The following is a 20,475-nucleotide window of genomic DNA, read 5'->3' on the forward strand; positions in this document are numbered from 1 at the left end:
CCTTGCGAACGGGGACCTTCGGCGTCGGGCCGATCCGAAAACGTCGGGTGCTCGACCGGTTTCCCTGAGGTTTCGCCCGAAGCGACGTGTTTCGGTGCCTCGGGATGAGAAAACAGGTTCGAGGTGTCCATGGGGCTGTCCTTCCGAATGAGGAGTTCGGCCGATGCGCACTGTAATTTACGGTCGGACGATCGAATCGCGCGGCGATGGCGTTGGTGATTCGGTCACGTTTCGCGGTTGCCGCCAGAGAGCGGCTCGTCTCCATACTACAGGCAGTCGGCACCGTGCCTCCCGCGGTGGTCAAGGCGGTGGCCTGCGTCGTTGGACGGATGGGAGAATGCGGTTCGGTCGCCTGCCGCAGGCGCAGCGGCTGTCCAGACTGCTGCGGCACTGAATTATCAAGCATCACAATGATTTCAAAACGGCAAGTTGACCCGTGCTACGCTGAGCCGGCGCGGATGTTTTTGGTTCATCCGCATTTGAATGAGAGAAGTAAGTAAATGGCACAGGGAACTGTGAAGTGGTTCAACGGTGAAAAAGGCTTCGGCTTCATCACCCCTGACGAAGGCACGAAGGATCTCTTCGTCCACTACTCCGAAATCCAGGGGAACGGCTATCGCTCGCTCGACGAGAACCAGCGGGTTCAGTTCGAGGTTGAGCAAGGAGCTAAAGGACCCCAGGCGGTAGGCGTCACTGCCATCTAAGAACTTCACATACCTCACGGTGGGGCTGGTGCGGATGCTTCGTACCAGTCCCACGGGTGTATTCGGGCGTCGCGGTTTCCCCGACTCTGCGCCGCGGTCAGGCCGCTGATCGGGGGCGCTCGCCTGCGACATCATCCGGTACTTGACCCATTCCGGATCGATGAACCCGGATAATGACCGCATGCGTCTCGCGCTGGTGCTGCGGTTGGCAATCGCGCTGGCGCTCGTCTCCGTATCCGGAACGCGCATCGCGCACGCCGGCCCCGACGTGCCGCCGGTGAGCGACGCCGCGCGAGCGGCGGGATTCGTCGACGTGCGCACCGTGGTTTCCGACGCGGTGCTCGACCTGCGCTACGCGACGACGAACAACTTCACCCACACGCAGCTTTATCCGTCCGACGCGAGATGCCTTGTGCACCAATCGATGGCCCCCGGCCTCGCCGCCGCGGCCGGCGCGTTGCGCCCGCAGGGTCACCTGCTGGTGTTCTGGGACTGCTATCGGCCGCACGACATTCAGGTCAGGATGTTCAACGTGGTTCCCAACCCGGCCTGGGTGGCACGGCCGGGCGCGTACGCCCACAGCCACGAGTCGGGACGATCGGTCGACGTCACGTTCACCAGCGTGCAACCGCAGTGCCCGCCGGAGCGTCATGCGGGCGGACTCTGCCTGGCCGAAATGGGCACCGATTTCGACGATTTCTCGCCGCGTGCAACGGCCTTCGCGACGCAGGGCGTCAGCGCCGACGCTCAGGCGAACCGGGCGCAGTTGCGGGATGCAATGAAGTACGGCGGATTGTCGCCCTACTCCGGCGAGTGGTGGCATTTCGACGGCCCGGGAGCCGGTGTCGACCGTCCGATCCTCAACGTCCCCGTCGACTGACGTCTCAAATACTGAGACAGATGTTTCATAATACGAGTGCAAGTCGGTACGCTTTCGGCATGAACGATCGGGCGACCTACACGCACGGACACCACGAGTCGGTGTTGCGATCACATCAACGACGCACCGCCGAGGACTCCGCGGCATACCTCCTGCCGTACCTGGAACCGGGGCTCTCGGTGCTCGACGTCGGGTGCGGGCCCGGCACCATCACCGCCGACCTGGCCGCACGGGTCGCGCCGGGCTCGGTCACCGCGGTCGACCAGGTCGCCGACGTGCTCGATGTCGCTCGCGGGGAAGCCGGGGCCCGTGGGCTGTCGAATGTCTCGTTCGCGACCGCCGACGTGCACCACCTCGACTTCCCCGATGGCACATTCGATGTCGTCCACGCGCATCAGGTGTTGCAGCACGTCGCCGATCCGGTCGCGGCCCTGCGGGAGATGCGGCGGGTGCGCACGCCCGACGGCATCGTGGCGGCCCGCGACGCCGACTACGCGGGCTTCATCTGGTACCCCGAGCTGCCGGCGCTGGACCTGTGGCGAGAGCTCTACCGACGCGTCACGCGCGTCAACGGCGGCGAACCGGATGCGGGCCGCCGGCTGCTGTCGTGGGCGCGGCAGGCGGGATTCGACGACGTCACGCCCACCGGCAGCCTGTGGTGCTATGCCACGCCCGCGACGCGCGACTGGTGGGGCGGAATGTGGGCGGACCGAATTCTGCATTCCACCGTGGCGCACGACCTGGTGAGCCACGACCTGACGACCTCCGCGCAGCTCGAGGAGATCTCCGCCGCGTGGCGGGAATGGGCCGCCGCCCCGGACGGCTGGATCGCCATCCCGCACGGCGAAATCATCTGCCGCTCCTGACGCCTGCAGTCAAGGGCTGACGTCGGGTGCTTTCTTTCGTACGCGGTGACCGCGGACCACGGAATTGCCGGCCTGGCGAATAACTTTCGGAAAGTCGATGTCCCCGACCATCTGATCGGTCAACTTGGCGAAGTCGATCCTGGCCACCACGTCGTTCATGTCCAGTCGGGCGACTATGGCGTCGATGTCCAGCTGCGCGACGATGGCGTCCACATCGAGGCGCGCCACTATCGCGTCGATGTCGAGTCGGGCCACTATGGCGGAGATGTCCAGGCGGGACACAATCTTGTCGATGTCGAGGCGGGCGACAATCTCACCGATGTCCAGTCGGGCGACGACGGCGTCGAGGTTGAGCCGCTGCACGATCAGATCGATCCCGATGCTGTCGCGCATGATCGAGTCGATAACGCCGGAAATCGCCCTCTCGGCTTCCCGGCGCTGCCGGCGCAACAGACCACCCACCACCGGGAGTCCTTCGAAGCCCCGGTTCGACTGGTCAGATTCGTCGGCCATACCCGGCATTCTGCGCGCAAGGCCGCGACGAACGGCACCCGGACGGCCATCGGCCGCCTCGCCGCAGCATTTCACCAGCTCAAACGCCTGGTATTGGCATTCTCTTTTTTTGCAAGTACGTTATTCGCTGATGGATAATATGGCCCAGACTCCGTCTGGTATCCCGCTGCAGCCCGTCTATGGGCCGGCGGATGTAGGCGCGGAGCCTCCGCAGCCGGGGGAATTCCCCTTCACCCGGGGTAACTTCGCGTCCGGCTACCGGGGCAAGCTCTGGACCTTCCGGCAATACTCGGGATTCGGCACCGCCGAGGAATCCAACCGCCGCTACCGCTACCTGCTGGAGCAGGGCGGGACGGGGCTGTCGGTCGCGCTCGACCTGCCGACCCAGTGCGGCTACGACTCCGACGACCCCGAGTTCGGTGAGGAGGTGGGCCGGGTCGGCGTCGCGGTCGACACGCTGGCCGACTTCGAGATCCTGTTTGACGGCATCCCGCTGGACAAGCTCAGCACGAGCATGACGATCAACGGCACGGCCGCGATCCTGCTGGCGTTTTACGTCGCTGCCGCCGAGAAAAAGGGCATACCGCGGGCCAAGCTGACCGGGACGATCCAGAACGACATCCTCAAGGAGTACGCCTCGCGGGGAACTTGGATCTGGCCGCCGGAGCCGTCGCTGCGGTTGATCGCCGACACCATCGAGTTCTGTGCGGCCGAGGTGCCGAGGTTCAACGCGATCTCGGTGGCAGGCGCGCACTTCCGCGATGCCGGGGCTAACGCGGTGCAGGAGATGGCGTTCACCCTGGCCGACGGGGTGACGTATTGCGACACGGTGGTGGAACGCGGCCGCATGACGATCGACCAGTTCGCGCCGCAGATCTCGTTCTTCTTCTACACGCACGGCGACTTCTTCGAGGAGATCGCCAAATACCGTGCGGGACGGCGGCGTTGGGCGACCATCGTGCGGGAGCGTTACGGTGCCACCACGGCCAAGGCCGCGATGTTCCGGTTCGGCTGCGTGTGTGGTGGCGCGTCGCTGTACGCGCCGCAGGCGCACAACAACATCGTCCGGGTGGCGTACGAGGCGATGGCCGCGGTGCTCGGCGGCGTCCAGTCGATGTTCACCGCGGCCTGGGACGAACCGTTCGCGCTGCCCACCGAGGAGACCACGACGCTGGCGCTGCGCACCCAGCAGATCCTGGCGCACGAAACCGGGGTGGCCAGCGTCGCCGACCCGCTGGGCGGTTCGTACTTTGTGGAGGCGCTCACCGATGCGAGCGAGGAACGCATCATCGAGATCATGTCCGACCTCGAGCGGCACGGCGGGATGGTCCAGGCCATCGAGGATGGCTACCTGCAGGGCCTGATCGCCGACGAAGCCTTCAACATGCATCAGGACGTCGAGTCCGGCAAGCGCCCCGTCGTCGGGGTAAACCGGTTCGTGACGGAGGAGCAGGCACACGACGTCGTCACCTACGAGCTCGACGCCGAAGGGCGCGATCTGCAGCTCAAGCGGCTTTCCCAAGTCAAGGCCGAAAGGGATTCGGCCGCAGTCAAATCCACGTTGGCGGCGCTGTCGAAGTCAGCCGAGGGGGACGACAACCTGATGCACAAGTTGATCGACTGTGCCAACGCCTACTGCACGGTCGGCGAGATGGTGTCTGCGCTGAAAGCGGTGTGGGGCGAATTCCAGCAACCGGTGGTGTTCTAGGTGGCCGTCCGCGTTCTCGTTGCCAAACCCGGCCTGGACGGGCATGACCGCGGCGCCAAGATCGTCGCCCGCACCCTGCGCGACGCCGGATTCGAGGTCATCTACACCGGCATCCGCCAGCGCATCGAAGACATCGCCTCGATCGCGGTTCAGGAAGACGTGGCGGTGGTGGGGTTGAGCATCCTGTCGGGGGCGCACCTGGCGCTCACCGCGCGCACCGTCGAGGCGTTGCGCGCCGCCGACGCCGCGGACATCGCCGTCGTCGTCGGGGGCACCATCCCGCACGCCGACGTGCCCAAGCTGCTCTCCGCCGGCGCCGCCGCGGTGTTCCCCACCGGGACACCGCTGGAGGATCTGGTGCGCGACATCCGCGCGCTGACCGGCACGGCGGAATCCGAATCGGCACAACCCGTCACGGAGGAACCATGCGCGTCGGAGTGATGATCGGCGCCGAGCGCGGCGACATGGCCCGCAAGGTGGCCAAGCTGGCCTCCGATATCGAGTGGGCAGAGTCGGCGGGTCTGGACACCGCGTGGATGCCGCAGGTGCCCAACGACTTCGACTGTCTGACCATGGTGTCGCTGATGGCCGCGCACAGTTCGCGCATCGAGCTGGGTACCGCGGTGGTGCCGCTGCAGGCCCAGCATCCGATTGCCCTTGCCCGCCAGGCGCTGTCGACACACGCGGTCGCCGGCGGACGGCTGGCCCTGGGTGTCGGACCGTCGCACCACTGGATCATCCGGGACATGCTCGGCTTGCCGTACGAGAAGCCGGCCGCCTACACCCGTGACTACCTGCAGGTGCTCAACGCCGCGGTCGCCGGTCCGGGACCGGTTGACGTTGAGAACGATTCGTTCACCGTGCACAACCCGCTGGCGATCGGGGCGGACACCCCGATGCCGGTGCTGGTCGCCGCCCTGGGTCCGGTGATGCTGCAGCTCGCCGGCGAGCTCGCCGACGGCACCGTGTTGTGGATGGCCGACGAACGGGCGATCGGCGATCACATCGCGCCGAAGATCACCAAGGCCGCCGCGGACGCCGGGCGTCCGGCGCCGCGGATCGTCGCGGGCATACCGGTATGCCTTTGTGCGCCCGGACAAGTCGACGAGGCCAAAGAGCGGGCCAATCGCATCTTGGGCGAGGCCGAGGTTTCGCCCAACTATCAGCGCCTGCTCGACCGCGGAGACGCCCGCGATGTCGGCGACCTGTGTGCGGCAGGGGACGCGGAACAGATCCTGGCGCGGATGCGCCGGTTCGCCGACGCCGGTGTGACGGATCTGTCGGTGCGCCTGCTGCCCATCGGCGACAACCGTGATGAGCTGGTCGCGTCCAAGCGCCGCACCCGCGAGATGATCGCCGCACTGGCCGCGGAATTGCGTTGACGGACATCAACACCGGGCCGCTGGCCGGGATCCGCATTCTCGAGGTCGGCACCATGCTGGCCGGTCCGTACGCGACCATGCTGCTCGCCGATCTCGGCGCCGAGGTCACCAAAATCGAGCCGGCCGGCGGCGAGATCTCCCGCAGCGTCGGTGCCACCTACTTCGCCAGCATCAACCGCAACAAGTCCAGCATCACCCTCGACCTGAATTCCGAAGCGGGCCAACAACGCTTGGGCGAACTGGTCGCCGGGTCGCACGCGCTGCTGGTGAACCTGAAACCCTCGGCCATCCGCCGGCTGGGCCTCACCTACGACGAGTTGCGCCGGCACAACGAGCGGATCGTCTGCGTGGCGATCACCGGCTTCGGCCTCCACGGCGGCGACGACCCGGCCTTCGACTACGTTGTGCAGGCCGGCGTCGGGACCGCCGCCCTGACCGGCGACCCGGACGGTCCGCCGACGCTGCCCGGTTACTCCTCGGCCGACAATTCCACCGGAATGACCGCGGCGCTGGGACTGTTGGCGAAGATCATCTCCGGCACCGGCGGCCAGGTGGATGTGTCACTGCGCGATGTCATGCTCTCGCAGCTGAACTATCACGCCTCGGCGTACCTCAACAGCGGCCTCGAACCCCAGCGCCGCCCACACGGGGCCCACTCCTATTACGTTCCCGCTCAGCTCTTTCCGACTGCAGACGGGTATCTGGCGCTGTTCATCACCCACGACGGCTTCTGGAAAACCTTTGCCACCGAAGCGGGCATCGGCGGTTTCGAGACTATGGCCGAACGGGTGGCCCGCCGTGAAGAGGTGCTGAGCATCGTCACGGCGATGCTGGCGACCGACACCGCCGCGGGCTGGGAGCGGCGGCTGCGCCCACTCGGTGTTCCCGCCGCTGCCGTCAGGACGCTGCCCGAAGCGCTCGAAGCGACACCGGACGTGGTGGTGACGGCGGGTGATTTCCGTTTGGTGGGCAGCCCAATCCACATCTCCGGGTATGAGCCCGAGTACCGGCCCCCGCCCGAGCTGAGCCGGTAGTCACCCCCGACGCCGAGTGTGAAGCTGGCCGCACATTCGCTGCCCAGCGTGAAGCTAGCCGCACATTGGGCAACGAGCCCGCACGGCCGACGGCTGGCGCAGCCGCGGCCTGCGCGAGGACAACGTGTGGTTTGTCAACCCCCCGGCGCTGACGTAACCGGCCTACCGCGCCGCCAGCTGTTTTTCGGCGTAGAGTCGTGCCCACTCGGCGCGGGGCCGGATCGACACGTCAACGTCACTTCCCTTGGCGCGCAACGCGTTCACGGTTGCCTGATCGCGAGGGGTGCGGGCGAACGGATCCCAGCTGAAGAACCGGCAGGCATTACCCCAGGTGATCTTGTTGATGTCGCAGTCGTCGGCGCCGGCGGCATTCAGTTCGGCCAGCACCTGCTCGGGGGCGTCGGGCCAGAAGCAGTCGGAGTGGGGGTAGTCGCATTCCCAGGCGATGATGTCGATGCTGATCTCGTGGCGCAGCTTCAGCGACGTCTTGTCGGTGACGTAGCAGGCCAGTGAGTGCTCGCGGAACACGTCGCTGGGCAGCTTGTCGCCGAAGTCGCGCCGCAGCCACTTCTGGTTGGTGTAGTGGCGGTCGCTGCGGTCGAGGTAGAACGGGATCCAGCCGATACCGCCCTCGGAGAAGGCGAATTTCAGGTCGGGATAGTTGCGCATCGCGGGGCCCCACAACAGGTCCTGGGCGCACATCGCCGAGACCTGGGTGGCCAGGATGATCATGTTGTCGATCGGCGCATTGGGTGCCATGCTGATCGCCCCGAAGCCGGTGCCGATGTGCAGACACATCACCACGTTCTCGTCGGACAACGTGCGGAACACCGGGCCCCAGTAATCCTCGTCGTGATAGCTCGGCAGGCCTTCCAGGTGCGGCAGTTCCGGCATGGTGACGGCGCGGCAGCCCTTGGCGGCGACGCGGCGGATCTCGTCGCACATGCCCTCGGGAGTCCAGGTCGGCAGGATCGCGATCGGGATGAACCGGTCGGGGTACGAGCCCGCCCACTCGTCGATGTGCCAGTCGTTGTAGGCCGACACCATCACCAGGGTGACGTCTTCGCGCGTCATGTTGAGATGCCGGGCGGAGAAACCGGTGAAGGTCGGGAAGCACATCGACGCCAGGATGCCGTTTCGGTTCATGTCGCGGACGCGTTCGTGGATGTCGTAGACGCCGGGGCGCATCTCGGCAAACCCGGCCGGGTCACGGCCCCACTCCTCGGCGGGCCAGGACACCACCGCGTTCAACCCGCTCACACCCTGCGGCCTGCCCTGGTACATCCACTGGTCGACGCCCTTGTCGTCGGTCACCACGATCGGGGCTTCTTCCTTGTACTTCGCGGGCACGTGGCGCACAAACATGTCCGGCGGCTCGACCACGTGGTCGTCAATGCTCACCAGGATCAGGTCATCGACATTCATCAGAGGTCTAGCCGTTCTGCTCGAACGTCGTCTCGAGCACTCGGGGAATGGGTGCAGGATCCAACTGCAACGCATCGGACATGTGCAGCCGGCCCGCGTTGGCGATCATGTTGTCCAAGATGGCCTGCAGGTCATCGCCCTCGAGCTCGTAGATGGCGACGTACGGGCCGTTCCCGTCAACCGGGCGCAGCCGGCGTGCGGCGACAATTCCCTCGAGCGCCAGCAGTTCGGGTACGTGCACTTCGTCGTACCAGGTGTTGTACTCCTGCTCGCGATCGGGCGAACTGGGTCGGCTCTCCACCAGCATGATTCCCTTGGCCATTTTGAACCTTTCTCGCGGCTTACTCGTAGCGCACCGTGACCGAGTCCGTGTCCGGAATTCCCTGGCACGTCAGAATGTAGCCTTCGGCGACCTCGTCGGGTTCGAGAGCGTCGTTGACCCGCATCGTGGCGTGGCCCTCCTCGAGCCTGGCCATGCACGTACCGCAGTTGCCGGCCTCGCAGCTGAACGGCGGTTCCAGCCCGACCCGCCGCGCGGTCTCCAACAGGGTCTCGCCCGGGACTATGGGCACCGAGACCTTCTTGCGGTCGAGATGAATCGTCACCGTCCCGGCGGCGGAGCCGTTCGTTGCCGGATCTGTCACCCGTGGGGTCTCCTTGTGATCCGGGTGACCGTCACGGTGACCGCCCCCCGTCGTGCTTGGCCGTACTTGCATTCTTCACTATAGAGAATACTATTCTCACGAAGCGATAGCATCTTCTCCACACCGTATCGATGTCGGGTCATTCGGTCTGCCAGGGAAGGACGAGACGTGATCGAGCCGGCGGCGCTCGTGCTCGAGGAACGGCGATTCAGCGCGCCCGAACTCGACGCATTGGCCGACGGATGGGCCGCCGCCCTCGCAAAGGACGGTGTAACCGCAGGCCAGCGGGTCGCCGTCATGACCTCTAATCGGCCGGAGTTCCTCGCCGTGCTGCTGGCGATCTGGCGGCTGGCCGCCACGGCGGTGCTGGTCAGTCCCGCGTGGAAGCGCGACGAGGTCGACCAGGCGCTTGCCCTGACCAATCCCGAGCACGCCGTCGGGGACCACCCGGTGTTGGCCGCTCTGATGCCGATGGTGCATCTGGACGAGCCGGTCCCGCCTGCCGAGCCGGTAGCCGGCGCACCGCCACCTGCCGGCGACGCGGTCCTGGTGTTCAGTTCCGGCACCACCGGCATGCCGAAGGCCGTCCGGCACACCCACGCCTCGCTGGATGAGGCGGTGCGGCACTGGCGCCGGGCGCTGCACCTGACCCACCGCGACCGCATTCAGGTCGCGACGCCGCCGTCACACATTCTCGGACTGTTGAATCTGCTGACCGCGTGGCAGACCGGCGCCCGCGTGCGACTGCACCCGAGGTTCGACATCGACCGGGTGCTGCAGCACATCGAAAGTGACCGCATCACAGTGGAAATGGCCGTCGCCCCCATCGCGCTGGCCATCGCCTCGCATCCCGGCCTCGAGTCTTATGACCTGTCGTCGCTGCGCTACATCATGTGGGGGGCCACTCCGGTGAGCGCCGACGTCGCGCAGACGGTGACCCGGCGCACCGGAGTGGGGTGGCTTCCGGCCTACGGGACCACGGAACTGCCTGTCGTAGCGTGCAATCCGATCGACGACCCGAGGCTCGACACCGTCGGACGGGCGGTGCCCGGGGTGGACCTGCGGATAGTTTCCCTGGAGACAGGCGAGCCGGTCGGCCCCGGCGCGGTCGGCGAGATTCAGGCCCGGTCGGCGTCGCTGATGGCCGGGTACCTCCCGGCTGAAGCCAACGGTGAGGCGATCCGCGACGGGTGGTACCGCACCGGTGACGTCGGCTGGCTCGACGACGGCGGTTGGCTGCGCATTACCGACCGCCTCAAAGAGATGATCAAAGTGCGCGGATTCCAGGTCGCACCCGCCGAAATCGAGATGGTGTTGCATGGCCATCCCGCCGTCAAAGACTGTGCGGTGTTCGGGATTCTCGACGGACTCAACGGCGAGGCCGTCGTCGCCGCGGTCGCCGCATCCGAACCCATGGACGCCGAGGTCCTCGCCACCGAATTGATGGCGCGGGTGGACGAAAAGCTGGCGTCCTACAAACATCTGAGCCGGATCGTGTTCGTCGCCGACATTCCTCGCCTGCCTTCGGGCAAGGTGCTGCGCCGAGTGCTGAAGGAGCGATATGGATGTACGTCTGACAGCTGAACAACAGCAATTACGTGATGCCGCCGCCAAGCTTGCCGACGACCTGGGACCGGCGACGGTGCAGGACCTCGACGACCAGACTCGAATTTTGCGTCTGGACAAGCAGATCGAGCACACCGGCTGGCGTTCGCTGCGTTCCGACGGCGCCTCCGGCGTGGAAGTGGCCATCGTCGCCGAGGAGTTCGGCCGCCGACTCGTCGACACACCGTTTCTGGGGCCCGTGCTCGCAGACGATCTGGGCCGCCGGGTCGGCGCCGACGTATCGGCGGCGACGGTTGCCGTCGACGACCGGGTGATCGACGCCCGCGACGCCCGGCGCGCTCTGTCGCTTTCGGGCGACACGGTCGTCGCCGTCGACCTTCAGGTTTCGCCGCACAGTGTCGACCTGACCCGGGCCGACGCGACGATCACGGGATCACCGGAGACGTTGGGGGACGTGTCGTCCGAGGGTGCCGAGCAATGGCGCTCCCTTGCCTTGGTCACCACGACGGCGGACCTGGTGGGCATCGCCCGGGGCGCGCATGCCGTCGCATGCGACTACGCCAAAATCCGCGAACAGTACGGCAAGCAGATCGGCTCGTATCAAGCCATCGCGCACCTGCTGGCCGAAAGCCTTGCGCTGATCGAGGGCTCGGTGAGCGTGTTGCGGCATGCTGCGTGGGCCGTCGACGAACTGAGTTCCGCCGAGGCGATCCGGGCCGCCCAGATCGCAAAGGTCTACTGCGCGCGCGCCACCCGCACCGTCTGCGAGACGGCCATCCAGGTGCACGGCGGTATCGGCAATACCTGGGAATGCGTGGCGCATGTCTATCTGCGCCGGGCGCTGACCTCGACCGAGCTGTGGCCGGTTGCGTTGAAGGAGATCGATCTTGGACTTTCGTGACTCACCCGAAGAGGCCGCCTTCCGGGAGCGGCTGCGCGCGTGGCTGGCCGCACACGCCAAGGAGTTCTCGGGCTCGGGCGACGAGTATTGGCTGCGCATGGCCGACTGGCACCGCGCCCTGTACGAGAACGGCTTCTTCGGCCTGTCCTGGCCACGCGATTGGGGCGGCCAGGATTTGCCGCCGGTTTACGACGTGATCGTCGACGAGGAACTGGTCCGTGCCGGTGCGCCGCCGCGCCCCAGCGTCGGGTATCTGGTGTACGGCATCGGCGCACACGGCAGCGACGAGCTCCGAAAGCGGTTCCTGCCCGGGATCATCGACGGCACCGAGCGCTGGTGCCAGGGCTTCAGCGAGCCGGGTGCCGGCTCGGATCTGGCGTCGCTGACCACCACCGCGCGCCTCGAGGACGACAACTACGTGGTGAACGGGCACAAGATCTGGACCAGCTACTCCGACGTCGCGGACCGGTGTCTGCTGCTGGCCCGCACCGATCCCGACGCCAAGCGCCACCGCGGCCTGTCGGCATTCATCCTGGACATGAAACAGCCTGGCGTGCAACAGCGCCCGCTGCGGATGATCAACGGGGTCACCAACGAGTTCGGTCAGGTGTTCTTCGATGATGCGACGGTGCCTGTCGACCGGATGGTCGGGGCTCCGGGCGACGGCTGGGCCGTGGCTATGACCGTCGTCGGGCACGAACGCGAGCCCTCCACTCTCGGCTATGCGGCCCGCTACGGCAAGTTGGTGCGAGAGCTGTTGTCGCGCAACGAGGGAGAAGTACCCCAAGAGCTGGCGTGGGCCGCCGTCCAGTCGGATATGTTGACCCATCACGTGCGGCGGCGACTGTCCGAACAGCTCGACGGGGTGTCGCACGGCTCGGAGGGCTCGCTGGACAAGCTGCTGATGACCTGGGTCGAACAATCCGTTGGGCATGCCGCCCTCGCCGTCGCGGGGACGCGCGATCCCGAGTTGCTCAGCGCCTACCTGTACAGCCGGGCGCAAAGCGTCATGGGCGGCACATCACAGATACAGAAGAACATCATCGCTTCACGAATCCTGGGATTGTCGGAGTGATCGCGAACGCGGGCGGAGCCCGGGTGAAGCGGGTCACGACCATAGAAGGAGTGATCGCGAACGCGGGCGGAGCCCGGGTGAAGCGGGTCACGACCATAGAAGGAGTCTGACGTGTACGACATGCCTACCGAAATCGACGTTACCGAAGACGGTCCGCTGCGCATCATCACGCTCAATCGGCCGGATTCGCTCAACTCGGTCAACGACAACCTGCACGTTGGGCTCGCGCGACTGTGGCAGCGGCTGACCGATGACCCCTCGGCCCGCGCCGCGGTGCTCACCGGTGCCGGCCGGGCGTTTTCGGCCGGCGGCGATTTCACGTATCTCGACGAGCTGGCGAACGATGCTGCGCTGCGCGCCAAAACCATTCGGGACGCGCGCGAGATCGTGCTGGGCATGGCCCGCTGCCGAATCCCGGTGGTGGCGGCGGTCAATGGCCCCGCGGTCGGGCTGGGCTGCAGCCTGGTGGCGCTCAGCGACATCGTCTACATCGCCGAAAACGCCTATCTGGCCGACCCACACGTGCAGGTGGGACTGGTGGCCGCCGACGGCGGGCCGCTGACCTGGCCGCTGCACATCAGCCTGCTGCTGGCCAAGGAATTCGCGCTGACCGGCACCCGCATCCCCGCACAGCGCGCCGTCGAGCTCGGGTTGGCCAATCACATCGCGGATGATCCCGTCGCCGAGGCGATCGCCTGCGCCAAGAAGATATTGGCGCTGCCCCAGCAGGCGGTGGAGAGCACCAAACGGGTGCTCAACATCCATCTGGAGCGGGCGGTGCTGGCCAGCCTGGACTACGCGCTATCGGCCGAGAGCCAGTCGTTCGTGACAGAGGACTTCCGGGCGAACGTCGCGAAATTCAATGCGGCCAAGAAGAACTGAGGTCGCAGCGTTCGAAGGCCTCAGGCGTCGTGCGCACGCAGGAAGTCACGCATCACCGCATCAAACTTGTCCGGCTCCTCGATGAACGGCATGTGAGCGCTGGCTTCGAACAACTCGAACCGTGACCCCGGGATGCGCTGGTGCATCTCCCACATGTGCTCGGGCACGCATTCGTCGTACCTGCCCGCGAGCACCAGCGTCGGTAGGGCGATTTCGCCGAGCCGATCGAGCACATCCCAGTCTCGGATCGTCCCCACGATGTGAAAGTCGCTGGGGCCGAACATTGTTTCGAAGATTTCGGCACCCATGTTCCGGAACGCGTCCTCGAGCTCGCGCGGCCACGGGCGTACCCGGCACAGGTAGGTTTCGTTCCAGGTGCGGATGGCGGCTTGATATGCGGGCGCGTGCGTGCTGCCTGCGGCCTCGTGCCGATCGATGGCGGCCTGGGTGGCCTGGTCCAGTTCGGACTTCAAGCGTGCCACCATCTTCGCGAACTCCGGGATGGACGCGATGCTGTTGGAAATGGTCAGGCTCGCGGCGCCGGCGGGCGCCGCGTCGAGCATGTACTGCTGGGCCAGCATTCCGCCCCAGGAGTTACCGAAGAGATGGAAGCGGTCCAGATCGAGGTTTCGTACCACGGCGTCCACTTCGGCCACCGAGCGATCCATCGTCCAAAGCTCCCGATTGGGTGGGCATTTGGAGTTTCCACAGCCGAGCTGGTCCCAGAAGATCACCTCGCGCTCCGTGGCCAACCGGGCCAGTGAGCGCAGGTAGTCGTGCGGCAAGCCCGGCCCGCCGTGGATGACGAGCAGTGGAAGGCCCGCGCCGCCACCGGTGCGGGTGAACCAGATCTCGCCGCCCGGGACCTCGATCGTCCCGTCCGGTGCCGTCGCCGCGTCCGCCATCAGCAGAAGTGTAGGCAGTCGTGGGCACCCGTGCGCGGACCATGACCGAAGGCCCTCCTTGCAACTCGCAATCTCCCGCTGAGAGAATAGTGTTCTCATGACTGTGCGAATGGCTCGCGAAGCACGCGCCTGCTGGACGAACCCGGAGAAGACCTGTGTCCGAAGCCGCGGCGGGATGGGCCCGGCGACGGTGATCGAGGTCGCGACCCCATGACGCGAACATGATCATCGACGATCTGATTACCCGTGCCCGCAACGGATCTCCCCGCGCGGCCGGCCGACTGCTCAGCCTGGTCGAGGGTGAGCAGCGCGACGACGTCTTGGCGAGCATCGGTCCCGCACCGCAAGGCACGGGGCCGGTCATCGGCATCACCGGACCGCCCGGCGCGGGTAAGTCGACGACGGTCGCCGCGCTGGTCGGCGCCTACCGTGAACGCGGCTGCCGGGTGGCGGTGCTGGCGGTAGACCCCTCGTCCCCGTTCAGCGGCGGCGCGCTGCTGGGCGACCGAATTCGAATGGCCGCGCACATCAACGACTCCGACGTGCTCATCCGGTCGGTGGCCACCCGTGGGCATCTGGGCGGCCTGGCCGCCGCGGTGCCGGCGGCCATCCGGCTGCTGGGCGCTATCGGTTACGACGTGGTGCTGCTGGAGACGGTGGGGGTGGGGCAGTCCGAGATCGAGATCGCCGCCGTCGCCGATCCGACCGTCGTCATTCTCAATCCCGGCGCCGGCGATGCGGTTCAGGCCGCCAAGGCGGGCGTGCTGGAAGTCGCCGACATCGTGGCGGTCAACAAGGCGGACCGCGATGGCGCCGAACAGACGGTGCGGGATCTTCGGGCAGAAACCAGCGCCCCGATCGTTTCGCTGATCGCCGCCCGCGGCGAGGGGATCGAAGACCTGATGGCTGTCATCGAGGACCACCGCCGCACCGACAGTCGTGACCGCAGGCTGGCCCGCGCCCGAGCGCAGATCCTGTCACTGGCGCAGACGCGGCTGCGCACCCAGCCCGATCTCGACCGGCTGGCCGCGGCGGTGGTCGACGGCGACCAGGACCCGTACACGGCCGCCGACCGGTTGATCGCACCGCGTTCGTCCCGGACGGATTGACACTCCCGCTGTCCCCCGATTGGGGGACACGCGCATTCATCACCTTTGCGGACCGATCGGCGGAGGTGCGGCCCGCGCGATCGCCGTACGTTTCATTCGTGCTCGACGCGTACGTCCGGATCTCCGGCGGGTCGGCACCAACGAGATGGCATCAGAGGCAGGAGACTCGGCATGACTCACTTCCCCCAGACCGCGGCGCCGGTTCGCGACGACCGGCTGGAGCTGTACCGGCGAATGTGGGTCCTGCGACGGCTCGACATGGCGTTGGAGGAGCTGCGCGCCGACGGCCTGATCGACGACGCCGCGCGGGGGCAATTCGGGCAAGAGGCGGTGGTCATCGGCACGTTGGCGGCTCTGCGGCCGGGTGACCTCGTCAACGCCGCCGCCGCGCACTTTCGCCACGCTCAGCAGGTCAGCCTGGCGCTCCCGCTGGGCCCGGCCATAGCCGGAGCGATTGCCCCGAAGCCCCGGGTCGGCGGCGCCGACTGGAAACGAGCGCTGGCCAACGAGACCGCTCTGGGCCAATCGATCCTCTTTGCACTGGGTGACGCCAATGCCCAGCGACTGGCCGGCGACGGCGAGGTCAGCCTGTGTGTCATCGCAGACCGCGACGCGCACTCCGTCGAGTTCACCGCGGCCGCAGGAATCGCCGCGCAGTGGCGGCTACCGGTGGTGTTCGTGGTGGAAAACATCCGCGGCGCAACGGGCGCGCGCCGGCGCGCGTACGACTGTGACGCGACGTCCGTGCTGTCCGTCGACGGCAGGGACGTTGTGGCGGTGGCGGACTCGGTCGCCGAGGCGGTGCGCCGGGCCGGCGTCGGCGACGGCCCTACTCTGGTCGAGGCGATCACCTATCAGTCGAATCACCCCGTTGCCGTCGACCCGTTGGTCTTCGCGCGTCGGCAGCTGATCGCCGCCGGCGGCAACGACGACCACCTCGACGAGGTGGAACGCCGGGCGCGCCACCTGGTGGCCGAGGCCATGGTCGTTGCGAGAGCTTTGGTTCGCGCGCAGCAGATTCCGTCCGCGTCCGAGTCAACTCCCTGGCCGGCCGCTAGCTGAGCAGACCTTGCCGCATTGCCTCGGCGACGGCGGCCGCGCGATCGCTGACGCCGAGCTTCTCGTAGAGGCGTTGCACGTGCGTTTTGACCGTCGACGGGGCCACGAAGAGCTCACCCGCGATCGCGGGGATGTTCTGACCGCGGGCGATCCTATTGAGCACCTCGCGTTCGCGCGCACTCAGCACCGGCGCCGACGGCTCCGCGCGCTGCCGGATCTCCGCGGCGAGGCCGCCGACGAGCGTGGGCGCCACCACGTCGTGACCCCGTGCGCAGTCGAGCACGGCCTTGACGATCTCGCTGCGCGTCGAGTCCTTAAGCACGAATCCGGCCGCGCCCTGCTGCAGCGCCTGATACACGATCGCCGACTCGTCGTGGGCCGAGATCAGCAACACGCGGGTGGCCAATCCCTGGGCCCGCACCGCCGCCGCCACCTGGGCGCCGTCCATGCCGGGCATCCGGTAATCGAGCAGTGCGACGTCCGGCACGTGCGACTTGATCAATTCCAATGCCGCAGAGCCGTCTTCCGCCTCCGCGACGACGTCGACCGAACCGCTCGACGACAGCGCGCGCACCACGCCTTCGCGAAACAGCGGGTGATCGTCACCGACAACCACCCGCACCATTTCCGGGGTAGCCGCGCCGACCATGGCGACGAGTGTAGCGGTTTGCCCACCAGCGCCGTTCGCATTCTCCGGGCGGCATGATGAGTGGTTTTCCAGTTTGCTTCGGGGCGGCGGACGCGGATGAGTACGGTGATCGGGTGGCGGTAGCCGGCGACGCAGAGCTGCAACGGGTGCGCGCGGTTCACCAGTTGCGCTCGTACCGCATCGGCGCGGTGCTGCGCATCGGAGTGGTCGGCCTGATGGCCGCGGCGATGATCATCGGTACCAGCCGAACGGAATGGGCGCAGCAGAGCGCGCTGATCGTCCTGTACACCTGTGTCGCACTGTGCGCGCTGGGGTTGGCTTTCGCACCATTCCGGCGATGGATCGGGATGGGCCGATTGGTCGCGCTCGGCCGGCTGGAGCCGTTTGTCTTCACCGTCATCGACATCGTCGCGCTGACCGTCTTCCAGCTGTTGTCCACCAACGGGATCTATCCGCTGCTGATCATGGCGATGCTGCCGGTCCTGTTGGGGCTTGACGTCTCCTCGCGTCGGGCGGCGGTGGTGCTGATCTTCTCCATGCTCGGGTTCGCCATTGCCGTGCTGCAAGACCCGGTGATGTTGAGCGCGGTCCGGTTGCCGGAGGCGGGATTTCGGTTCCTGCTTTACGCATTCCTGTGCTGTGCAGCCTTCTTGGTGGTGCGCATTGAGGAGCGCCACACCCGCTCGGTGGCCGGCCTGAGCGCCCTGCGAGAGGAACTGCTCGCCCAGACGATGAACGCCTCGGACGAGGCGGCGCGCCGGATCTCGGAATTCATTCACGACGGACCGCTGCAGGACATCCTGGCGGTGCGCCAAGAGCTCGTCGAATTGGAAGGGGAATTCGGCGGCGATGAGCGCTTCGGCCGGGCGATGTCCGGATTGCAGACGGCCTCGGAACGGCTGCGGCAGGCCACTTTCGAGCTGCATCCGGCGGTGCTGGAGCAGGTCGGGCTTGGCGCCGCGGTGCAGCAACTCGCGGAATTCACCGCACGACGTTCCGGCATCGACATCACCACCGAGATCGACTATGCGACGCAAAGCGACATCGATCCCGTCATGTTCGGCGTGGTGCGTGAGTTGCTGTCCAACGTCGTGCAACATGCTGCGGCGCGTCATGCGACGGTCGTGCTCGGGATCACCGACCAGACCTGCGTGTTGCACGTCGTCGACGACGGCGTGGGTTTGCACCAGGAGACCGTGGTGCGTCGTCTTGGCGAGGGACACATCGGACTGGCGTCGCATCGGGCCCGGGTGGAGGCAGCCGGGGGAACTCTGGTCTTTCTCGACGCCTCGGTAGGCACCCACGTCTGCGTGGAGGTGCCGCTGAAGGGTTGGTCGCGCGTGCGGGCCGGGAGACTCGCATAGGGCGAGTTTGAGATGCGCGGGCATCGGCGCTATCACGCTTGGGAATCACCTGTTGGCCGCTCGTGCAACGTCTTGCATCGTCAACCGCAGTCGCTGACCAGTAGGCGGTAGCGAACGTCGAGTTGCTGTCTTTCCAGCAGGTCCGCGTGCTGTTGCGGCCATCGTCCGGGGCGCGGCCCCGGCTACTTCAGGTCGACCGACTTCCCGGTGGCGGCGGCGTGGCCCGCGCGATAGCCGAAAACCATTGCCGGACCCAGGGTTCCACCGGCACCGCCATAGGCTCTGCCGGTCACGCCGCCCATCGCGTTGCCCGCGGCGAACAGGCCCGGTATCGGCTCGCCGCCGACATGCAGAACGCGGGCGTCGTGATCGGTGCGCGGGCCGCCCTTGGTGCCCATCGCACCGATGCTCACCGGCACCGCGTAGAACGGGGCGGCGTCGATGGGGCCCAGTGTCTTGCCGGCCGGCGTGGTGGCCCTGTCGTCGCCCCAGTAGCCGTCGTAGGAGCTGGAGCCGCGGCCAAAGTCGGGGTCCGCGCCGGCGGCCACATGACGGTTCCAGTTCTCGACCGTGCGGGTCAGGCCATCGGCATTGATACCGGTCTTGGTGGCCAACTCCGCGAGGTCTGCCGACTCGCAGAACCAGTCCGGAACGGGCTGTCCCGGCTCGATGCCGAGAAATCCATAGCGCCGCAGGTGAATCGAATCGAACACCATCCATCCGCGATCGTTGATGTAGCCGCCGCGCGGATCCAGGTAATGGAAGGCGCCGGCCATCGAGTTGTAATCGCACGCCTCGTTGACGAAGCGCAGGCCGGCCGCGTTGACGATGATGCTGCGCGGCCGCGTCCTCTCCAGGCGCACGCTGCGGCTGCGTGGCTTGCCGTCGATGGCGTCGCCCGGGATTTGCACGATCGGCACCCACCATGCCTCGCCCATGTTGGCCAGCTCGGCCCCCTGCTCCATCGCCATGCGAAGCCCGTCGCCGGTGTTGTTGGGCGGAGAGACCGCGCCGTGCATGGGCCCGCGCAGAAAGGCTTGCACCGCAACCGGATCCCACTCGAAGCCGCCGGTGCCCAGAATGACCCCGCGCCGGGCGCGAACACGGACGATCCCGTCCGGCCCGGCGACGCGCACGCCCGTGATCTCTCCGCTTTCGGCGATGAGGCCTTCGGCCCGCGCGTTGGTGTGGGGGGTGACCCCGGCGTCCAGCAGGCCCTTGAGGAGGCCCGCGATCAGCGCGGTGCCGGCGACGCACAGGTGGCTGGTTCGCTCGTCGATAGCCGCGTGCAGGCGCGCCCTGGTCTCGGCGTCGAAGCCGACGTTGGACCAGTCGGCCGGGAAAGACGTTATCCGCGTTGCCCATTCGCCGAGTTGGGCCAGGTCGAAGGGGGCCGCGCTCAATGACCTGCCCCCGGTCGGCCGCCCGCCCGGCAACTCGGGGCGGTAGTCAGGGAAGCCGGTCGCGATCTCGAACTGAAGGCCGCTGTGCGCCTCGATGAAATCGAGCATCGCAGGCCCGGTGCGCACGAACGTTTCGACCAATTCGTCGTCCATCGAACCGAGCGACTGGGCCCGCAGGTACCGCAACGCGTCGGCGGGCGTCAATTCGCCGTCGGGAGAACGGTTGTGGGCGGGGATCCACACGATGCCGCCGGACACGGCGGTGGTCCCGCCGACGGTCGGGGCCTTTTCGTAGACCGCGACCGAGGCGCCCGCGACGACCGCCGTCAGCGCGGCGGTGAGGCCGGCGCCGCCACTGCCGAGCACGACGACGTCAACTTCGTGGTCCCATGACATGGACTGGTAT

The 20,475-nt window shown here is 67.0% G+C and carries 21 protein-coding genes; 14 read left to right on the forward strand and 7 right to left on the reverse strand.

Annotation, left to right across the window (positions count from 1 at the left end):
* Window positions 1-500: 500 nt before the first annotated feature.
* The 3 genes from OQ789_RS01920 (at window position 501) to OQ789_RS01930 (ending at window position 2,450) form a co-directional block, all read left to right on the forward strand.
* Window positions 501-704 carry a cold-shock protein gene (locus OQ789_RS01920; protein WP_324683075.1) on the forward strand — a complete coding sequence of 68 codons (204 nt, stop codon included), beginning with the start codon at window positions 501-503 and terminating at the stop codon, window positions 702-704.
* Between the two features lie 181 nt (window positions 705-885).
* Complete coding sequence (locus tag OQ789_RS01925) at window positions 886-1,584, forward strand: M15 family metallopeptidase (RefSeq protein ID WP_324683077.1); 699 nt, start codon at window positions 886-888, stop codon at window positions 1,582-1,584.
* A 59-nt stretch (window positions 1,585-1,643) separates the two neighbouring features.
* Window positions 1,644-2,450, forward strand: coding sequence for a methyltransferase domain-containing protein (locus OQ789_RS01930; RefSeq protein WP_324683079.1), 807 nt, complete (start codon window positions 1,644-1,646; stop codon window positions 2,448-2,450).
* A 9-nt stretch (window positions 2,451-2,459) separates the two neighbouring features.
* Here the strand turns inward: OQ789_RS01930 and OQ789_RS01935 are convergent, their stop codons facing one another.
* The gene (locus OQ789_RS01935) at window positions 2,460-2,963 is read right to left on the reverse strand and encodes a hypothetical protein (protein WP_324683081.1); all 504 of its coding nucleotides are present in this window, start codon (window positions 2,961-2,963) and stop codon (window positions 2,460-2,462) included.
* Between the two features lie 130 nt (window positions 2,964-3,093).
* On the opposite strand from OQ789_RS01935, the gene OQ789_RS01940 reads away from it, so the two are divergent.
* Genes OQ789_RS01940 through OQ789_RS01955 form a run of 4 tightly spaced genes read left to right on the forward strand, consistent with a single transcriptional unit; the run spans window position 3,094 to window position 7,087 of the window.
* Window positions 3,094-4,671: a methylmalonyl-CoA mutase family protein gene (locus tag OQ789_RS01940; protein ID WP_324683082.1), complete on the forward strand. Its 1,578-nt coding sequence runs from the start codon at window positions 3,094-3,096 to the stop codon at window positions 4,669-4,671.
* Entirely contained in the window at window positions 4,672-5,112 is a 441-nt protein-coding gene (locus OQ789_RS01945; protein ID WP_324683084.1) for a cobalamin-dependent protein, read from the forward strand. It begins immediately after the preceding gene.
* Window positions 5,097-6,053: an LLM class F420-dependent oxidoreductase gene (locus tag OQ789_RS01950; protein WP_324683085.1), complete on the forward strand. Its 957-nt coding sequence runs from the start codon at window positions 5,097-5,099 to the stop codon at window positions 6,051-6,053. Before OQ789_RS01945 ends, OQ789_RS01950 begins: the two co-directional genes overlap by 16 nt.
* The gene (locus tag OQ789_RS01955) at window positions 6,050-7,087 is read left to right on the forward strand and encodes a CoA transferase (protein WP_324683086.1); all 1,038 of its coding nucleotides are present in this window, start codon (window positions 6,050-6,052) and stop codon (window positions 7,085-7,087) included. Before OQ789_RS01950 ends, OQ789_RS01955 begins: the two co-directional genes overlap by 4 nt.
* 162 nt (window positions 7,088-7,249) lie before the next feature.
* Here the strand turns inward: OQ789_RS01955 and OQ789_RS01960 are convergent, their stop codons facing one another.
* The 3 genes from OQ789_RS01960 to OQ789_RS01970 are packed head-to-tail and all read right to left on the reverse strand — an operon-like array spanning window position 7,250 to window position 9,156.
* Window positions 7,250-8,512, reverse strand: a complete 1,263-nt coding sequence (locus tag OQ789_RS01960) for an amidohydrolase family protein (protein WP_324683087.1) — start codon at window positions 8,510-8,512, stop codon at window positions 7,250-7,252.
* A gap of 7 nt (window positions 8,513-8,519) precedes the next feature.
* The gene (locus OQ789_RS01965) at window positions 8,520-8,834 is read right to left on the reverse strand and encodes a hypothetical protein (protein WP_324683088.1); all 315 of its coding nucleotides are present in this window, start codon (window positions 8,832-8,834) and stop codon (window positions 8,520-8,522) included.
* A 19-nt stretch (window positions 8,835-8,853) separates the two neighbouring features.
* Window positions 8,854-9,156 (reverse strand): 2Fe-2S iron-sulfur cluster-binding protein, encoded by a 303-nt coding sequence (locus OQ789_RS01970; protein ID WP_324683089.1) that lies wholly within the window; start codon window positions 9,154-9,156, stop codon window positions 8,854-8,856.
* A 168-nt stretch (window positions 9,157-9,324) separates the two neighbouring features.
* Here OQ789_RS01970 and OQ789_RS01975 point away from each other — a divergent pair, with 168 nt between their 5' ends.
* The 4 genes from OQ789_RS01975 to OQ789_RS01990 all read left to right on the forward strand — a co-directional run bounded on the left by OQ789_RS01975 (window position 9,325) and on the right by OQ789_RS01990 (window position 13,580).
* Window positions 9,325-10,740: a class I adenylate-forming enzyme family protein gene (locus OQ789_RS01975; RefSeq protein WP_324683090.1), complete on the forward strand. Its 1,416-nt coding sequence runs from the start codon at window positions 9,325-9,327 to the stop codon at window positions 10,738-10,740.
* Window positions 10,718-11,623 (forward strand): acyl-CoA dehydrogenase family protein, encoded by a 906-nt coding sequence (locus tag OQ789_RS01980; RefSeq protein WP_324683091.1) that lies wholly within the window; start codon window positions 10,718-10,720, stop codon window positions 11,621-11,623. The genes OQ789_RS01975 and OQ789_RS01980 overlap by 23 nt, the downstream gene beginning before the upstream one ends.
* Window positions 11,610-12,698: an acyl-CoA dehydrogenase family protein gene (locus tag OQ789_RS01985; RefSeq protein WP_324683092.1), complete on the forward strand. Its 1,089-nt coding sequence runs from the start codon at window positions 11,610-11,612 to the stop codon at window positions 12,696-12,698. Before OQ789_RS01980 ends, OQ789_RS01985 begins: the two co-directional genes overlap by 14 nt.
* A 111-nt stretch (window positions 12,699-12,809) precedes the next feature.
* Window positions 12,810-13,580, forward strand: a complete 771-nt coding sequence (locus OQ789_RS01990; protein WP_324683093.1) for an enoyl-CoA hydratase/isomerase family protein — start codon at window positions 12,810-12,812, stop codon at window positions 13,578-13,580.
* A 20-nt stretch (window positions 13,581-13,600) separates the two neighbouring features.
* Here OQ789_RS01990 and OQ789_RS01995 read toward each other — a convergent pair whose 3' ends face one another.
* Window positions 13,601-14,485 (reverse strand): proline iminopeptidase-family hydrolase, encoded by an 885-nt coding sequence (locus tag OQ789_RS01995; RefSeq protein ID WP_324683094.1) that lies wholly within the window; start codon window positions 14,483-14,485, stop codon window positions 13,601-13,603.
* Between the two features lie 221 nt (window positions 14,486-14,706).
* Here OQ789_RS01995 and meaB point away from each other — a divergent pair, with 221 nt between their 5' ends.
* Window positions 14,707-15,594, forward strand: coding sequence for a methylmalonyl Co-A mutase-associated GTPase MeaB (gene meaB, locus OQ789_RS02000; RefSeq protein WP_324683095.1), 888 nt, complete (start codon window positions 14,707-14,709; stop codon window positions 15,592-15,594).
* A 171-nt stretch (window positions 15,595-15,765) separates the two neighbouring features.
* Window positions 15,766-16,656 carry a thiamine pyrophosphate-dependent enzyme gene (locus OQ789_RS02005; RefSeq protein ID WP_324683096.1) on the forward strand — a complete coding sequence of 297 codons (891 nt, stop codon included), beginning with the start codon at window positions 15,766-15,768 and terminating at the stop codon, window positions 16,654-16,656.
* On the opposite strand, the gene OQ789_RS02010 is transcribed toward OQ789_RS02005, so the two are convergent.
* Window positions 16,649-17,302, reverse strand: a complete 654-nt coding sequence (locus tag OQ789_RS02010) for a response regulator transcription factor (protein WP_324683097.1) — start codon at window positions 17,300-17,302, stop codon at window positions 16,649-16,651. The two genes, OQ789_RS02005 and OQ789_RS02010, sit on opposite strands and share 8 nt — an antisense overlap.
* 113 nt (window positions 17,303-17,415) lie before the next feature.
* Here OQ789_RS02010 and OQ789_RS02015 point away from each other — a divergent pair, with 113 nt between their 5' ends.
* Window positions 17,416-18,666: a sensor histidine kinase gene (locus OQ789_RS02015; protein WP_324683098.1), complete on the forward strand. Its 1,251-nt coding sequence runs from the start codon at window positions 17,416-17,418 to the stop codon at window positions 18,664-18,666.
* A 182-nt stretch (window positions 18,667-18,848) separates the two neighbouring features.
* Here the strand turns inward: OQ789_RS02015 and OQ789_RS02020 are convergent, their stop codons facing one another.
* Window positions 18,849-20,465: an FAD-dependent oxidoreductase gene (locus OQ789_RS02020; protein ID WP_324683099.1), complete on the reverse strand. Its 1,617-nt coding sequence runs from the start codon at window positions 20,463-20,465 to the stop codon at window positions 18,849-18,851.
* Between the last annotated feature and the right edge of the window lie 10 nt (window positions 20,466-20,475).

It is taken from the genome of Mycobacterium sp. 94-17, from assembly GCF_035617725.1.
GTDB lineage: Bacteria > Actinomycetota > Actinomycetes > Mycobacteriales > Mycobacteriaceae > Mycobacterium.

Bases quoted from the DNA above. Each gene is read 5' to 3' on its own strand.
- OQ789_RS01920 (WP_324683075.1), top strand. From the start codon at position 501: ATGGCACAGGGAACTGTGAAGTGGTTCAACGGTGAAAAAGGCTTCGGC.
- OQ789_RS02005 (WP_324683096.1), top strand. From the start codon at position 15,766: ATGACTCACTTCCCCCAGACCGCGGCGCCGGTTCGCGACGACCGGCTG.
- OQ789_RS01950 (WP_324683085.1), top strand. From the start codon at position 5,097: ATGCGCGTCGGAGTGATGATCGGCGCCGAGCGCGGCGACATGGCCCGC.
- OQ789_RS01980 (WP_324683091.1), top strand. From the start codon at position 10,718: ATGGATGTACGTCTGACAGCTGAACAACAGCAATTACGTGATGCCGCC.
- OQ789_RS01960 (WP_324683087.1), bottom strand. From the start codon at position 8,512: ATGAATGTCGATGACCTGATCCTGGTGAGCATTGACGACCACGTGGTC.
- OQ789_RS01965 (WP_324683088.1), bottom strand. From the start codon at position 8,834: ATGGCCAAGGGAATCATGCTGGTGGAGAGCCGACCCAGTTCGCCCGAT.
- OQ789_RS02010 (WP_324683097.1), bottom strand. From the start codon at position 17,302: ATGGTCGGCGCGGCTACCCCGGAAATGGTGCGGGTGGTTGTCGGTGAC.
- OQ789_RS01925 (WP_324683077.1), top strand. From the start codon at position 886: ATGCGTCTCGCGCTGGTGCTGCGGTTGGCAATCGCGCTGGCGCTCGTC.
- OQ789_RS01940 (WP_324683082.1), top strand. From the start codon at position 3,094: ATGGATAATATGGCCCAGACTCCGTCTGGTATCCCGCTGCAGCCCGTC.
- OQ789_RS01995 (WP_324683094.1), bottom strand. From the start codon at position 14,485: ATGGCGGACGCGGCGACGGCACCGGACGGGACGATCGAGGTCCCGGGC.
- OQ789_RS01930 (WP_324683079.1), top strand. From the start codon at position 1,644: ATGAACGATCGGGCGACCTACACGCACGGACACCACGAGTCGGTGTTG.
- OQ789_RS02020 (WP_324683099.1), bottom strand. From the start codon at position 20,465: ATGTCATGGGACCACGAAGTTGACGTCGTCGTGCTCGGCAGTGGCGGC.
- OQ789_RS01935 (WP_324683081.1), bottom strand. From the start codon at position 2,963: ATGGCCGACGAATCTGACCAGTCGAACCGGGGCTTCGAAGGACTCCCG.
- meaB (WP_324683095.1), top strand. From the start codon at position 14,707: ATGATCATCGACGATCTGATTACCCGTGCCCGCAACGGATCTCCCCGC.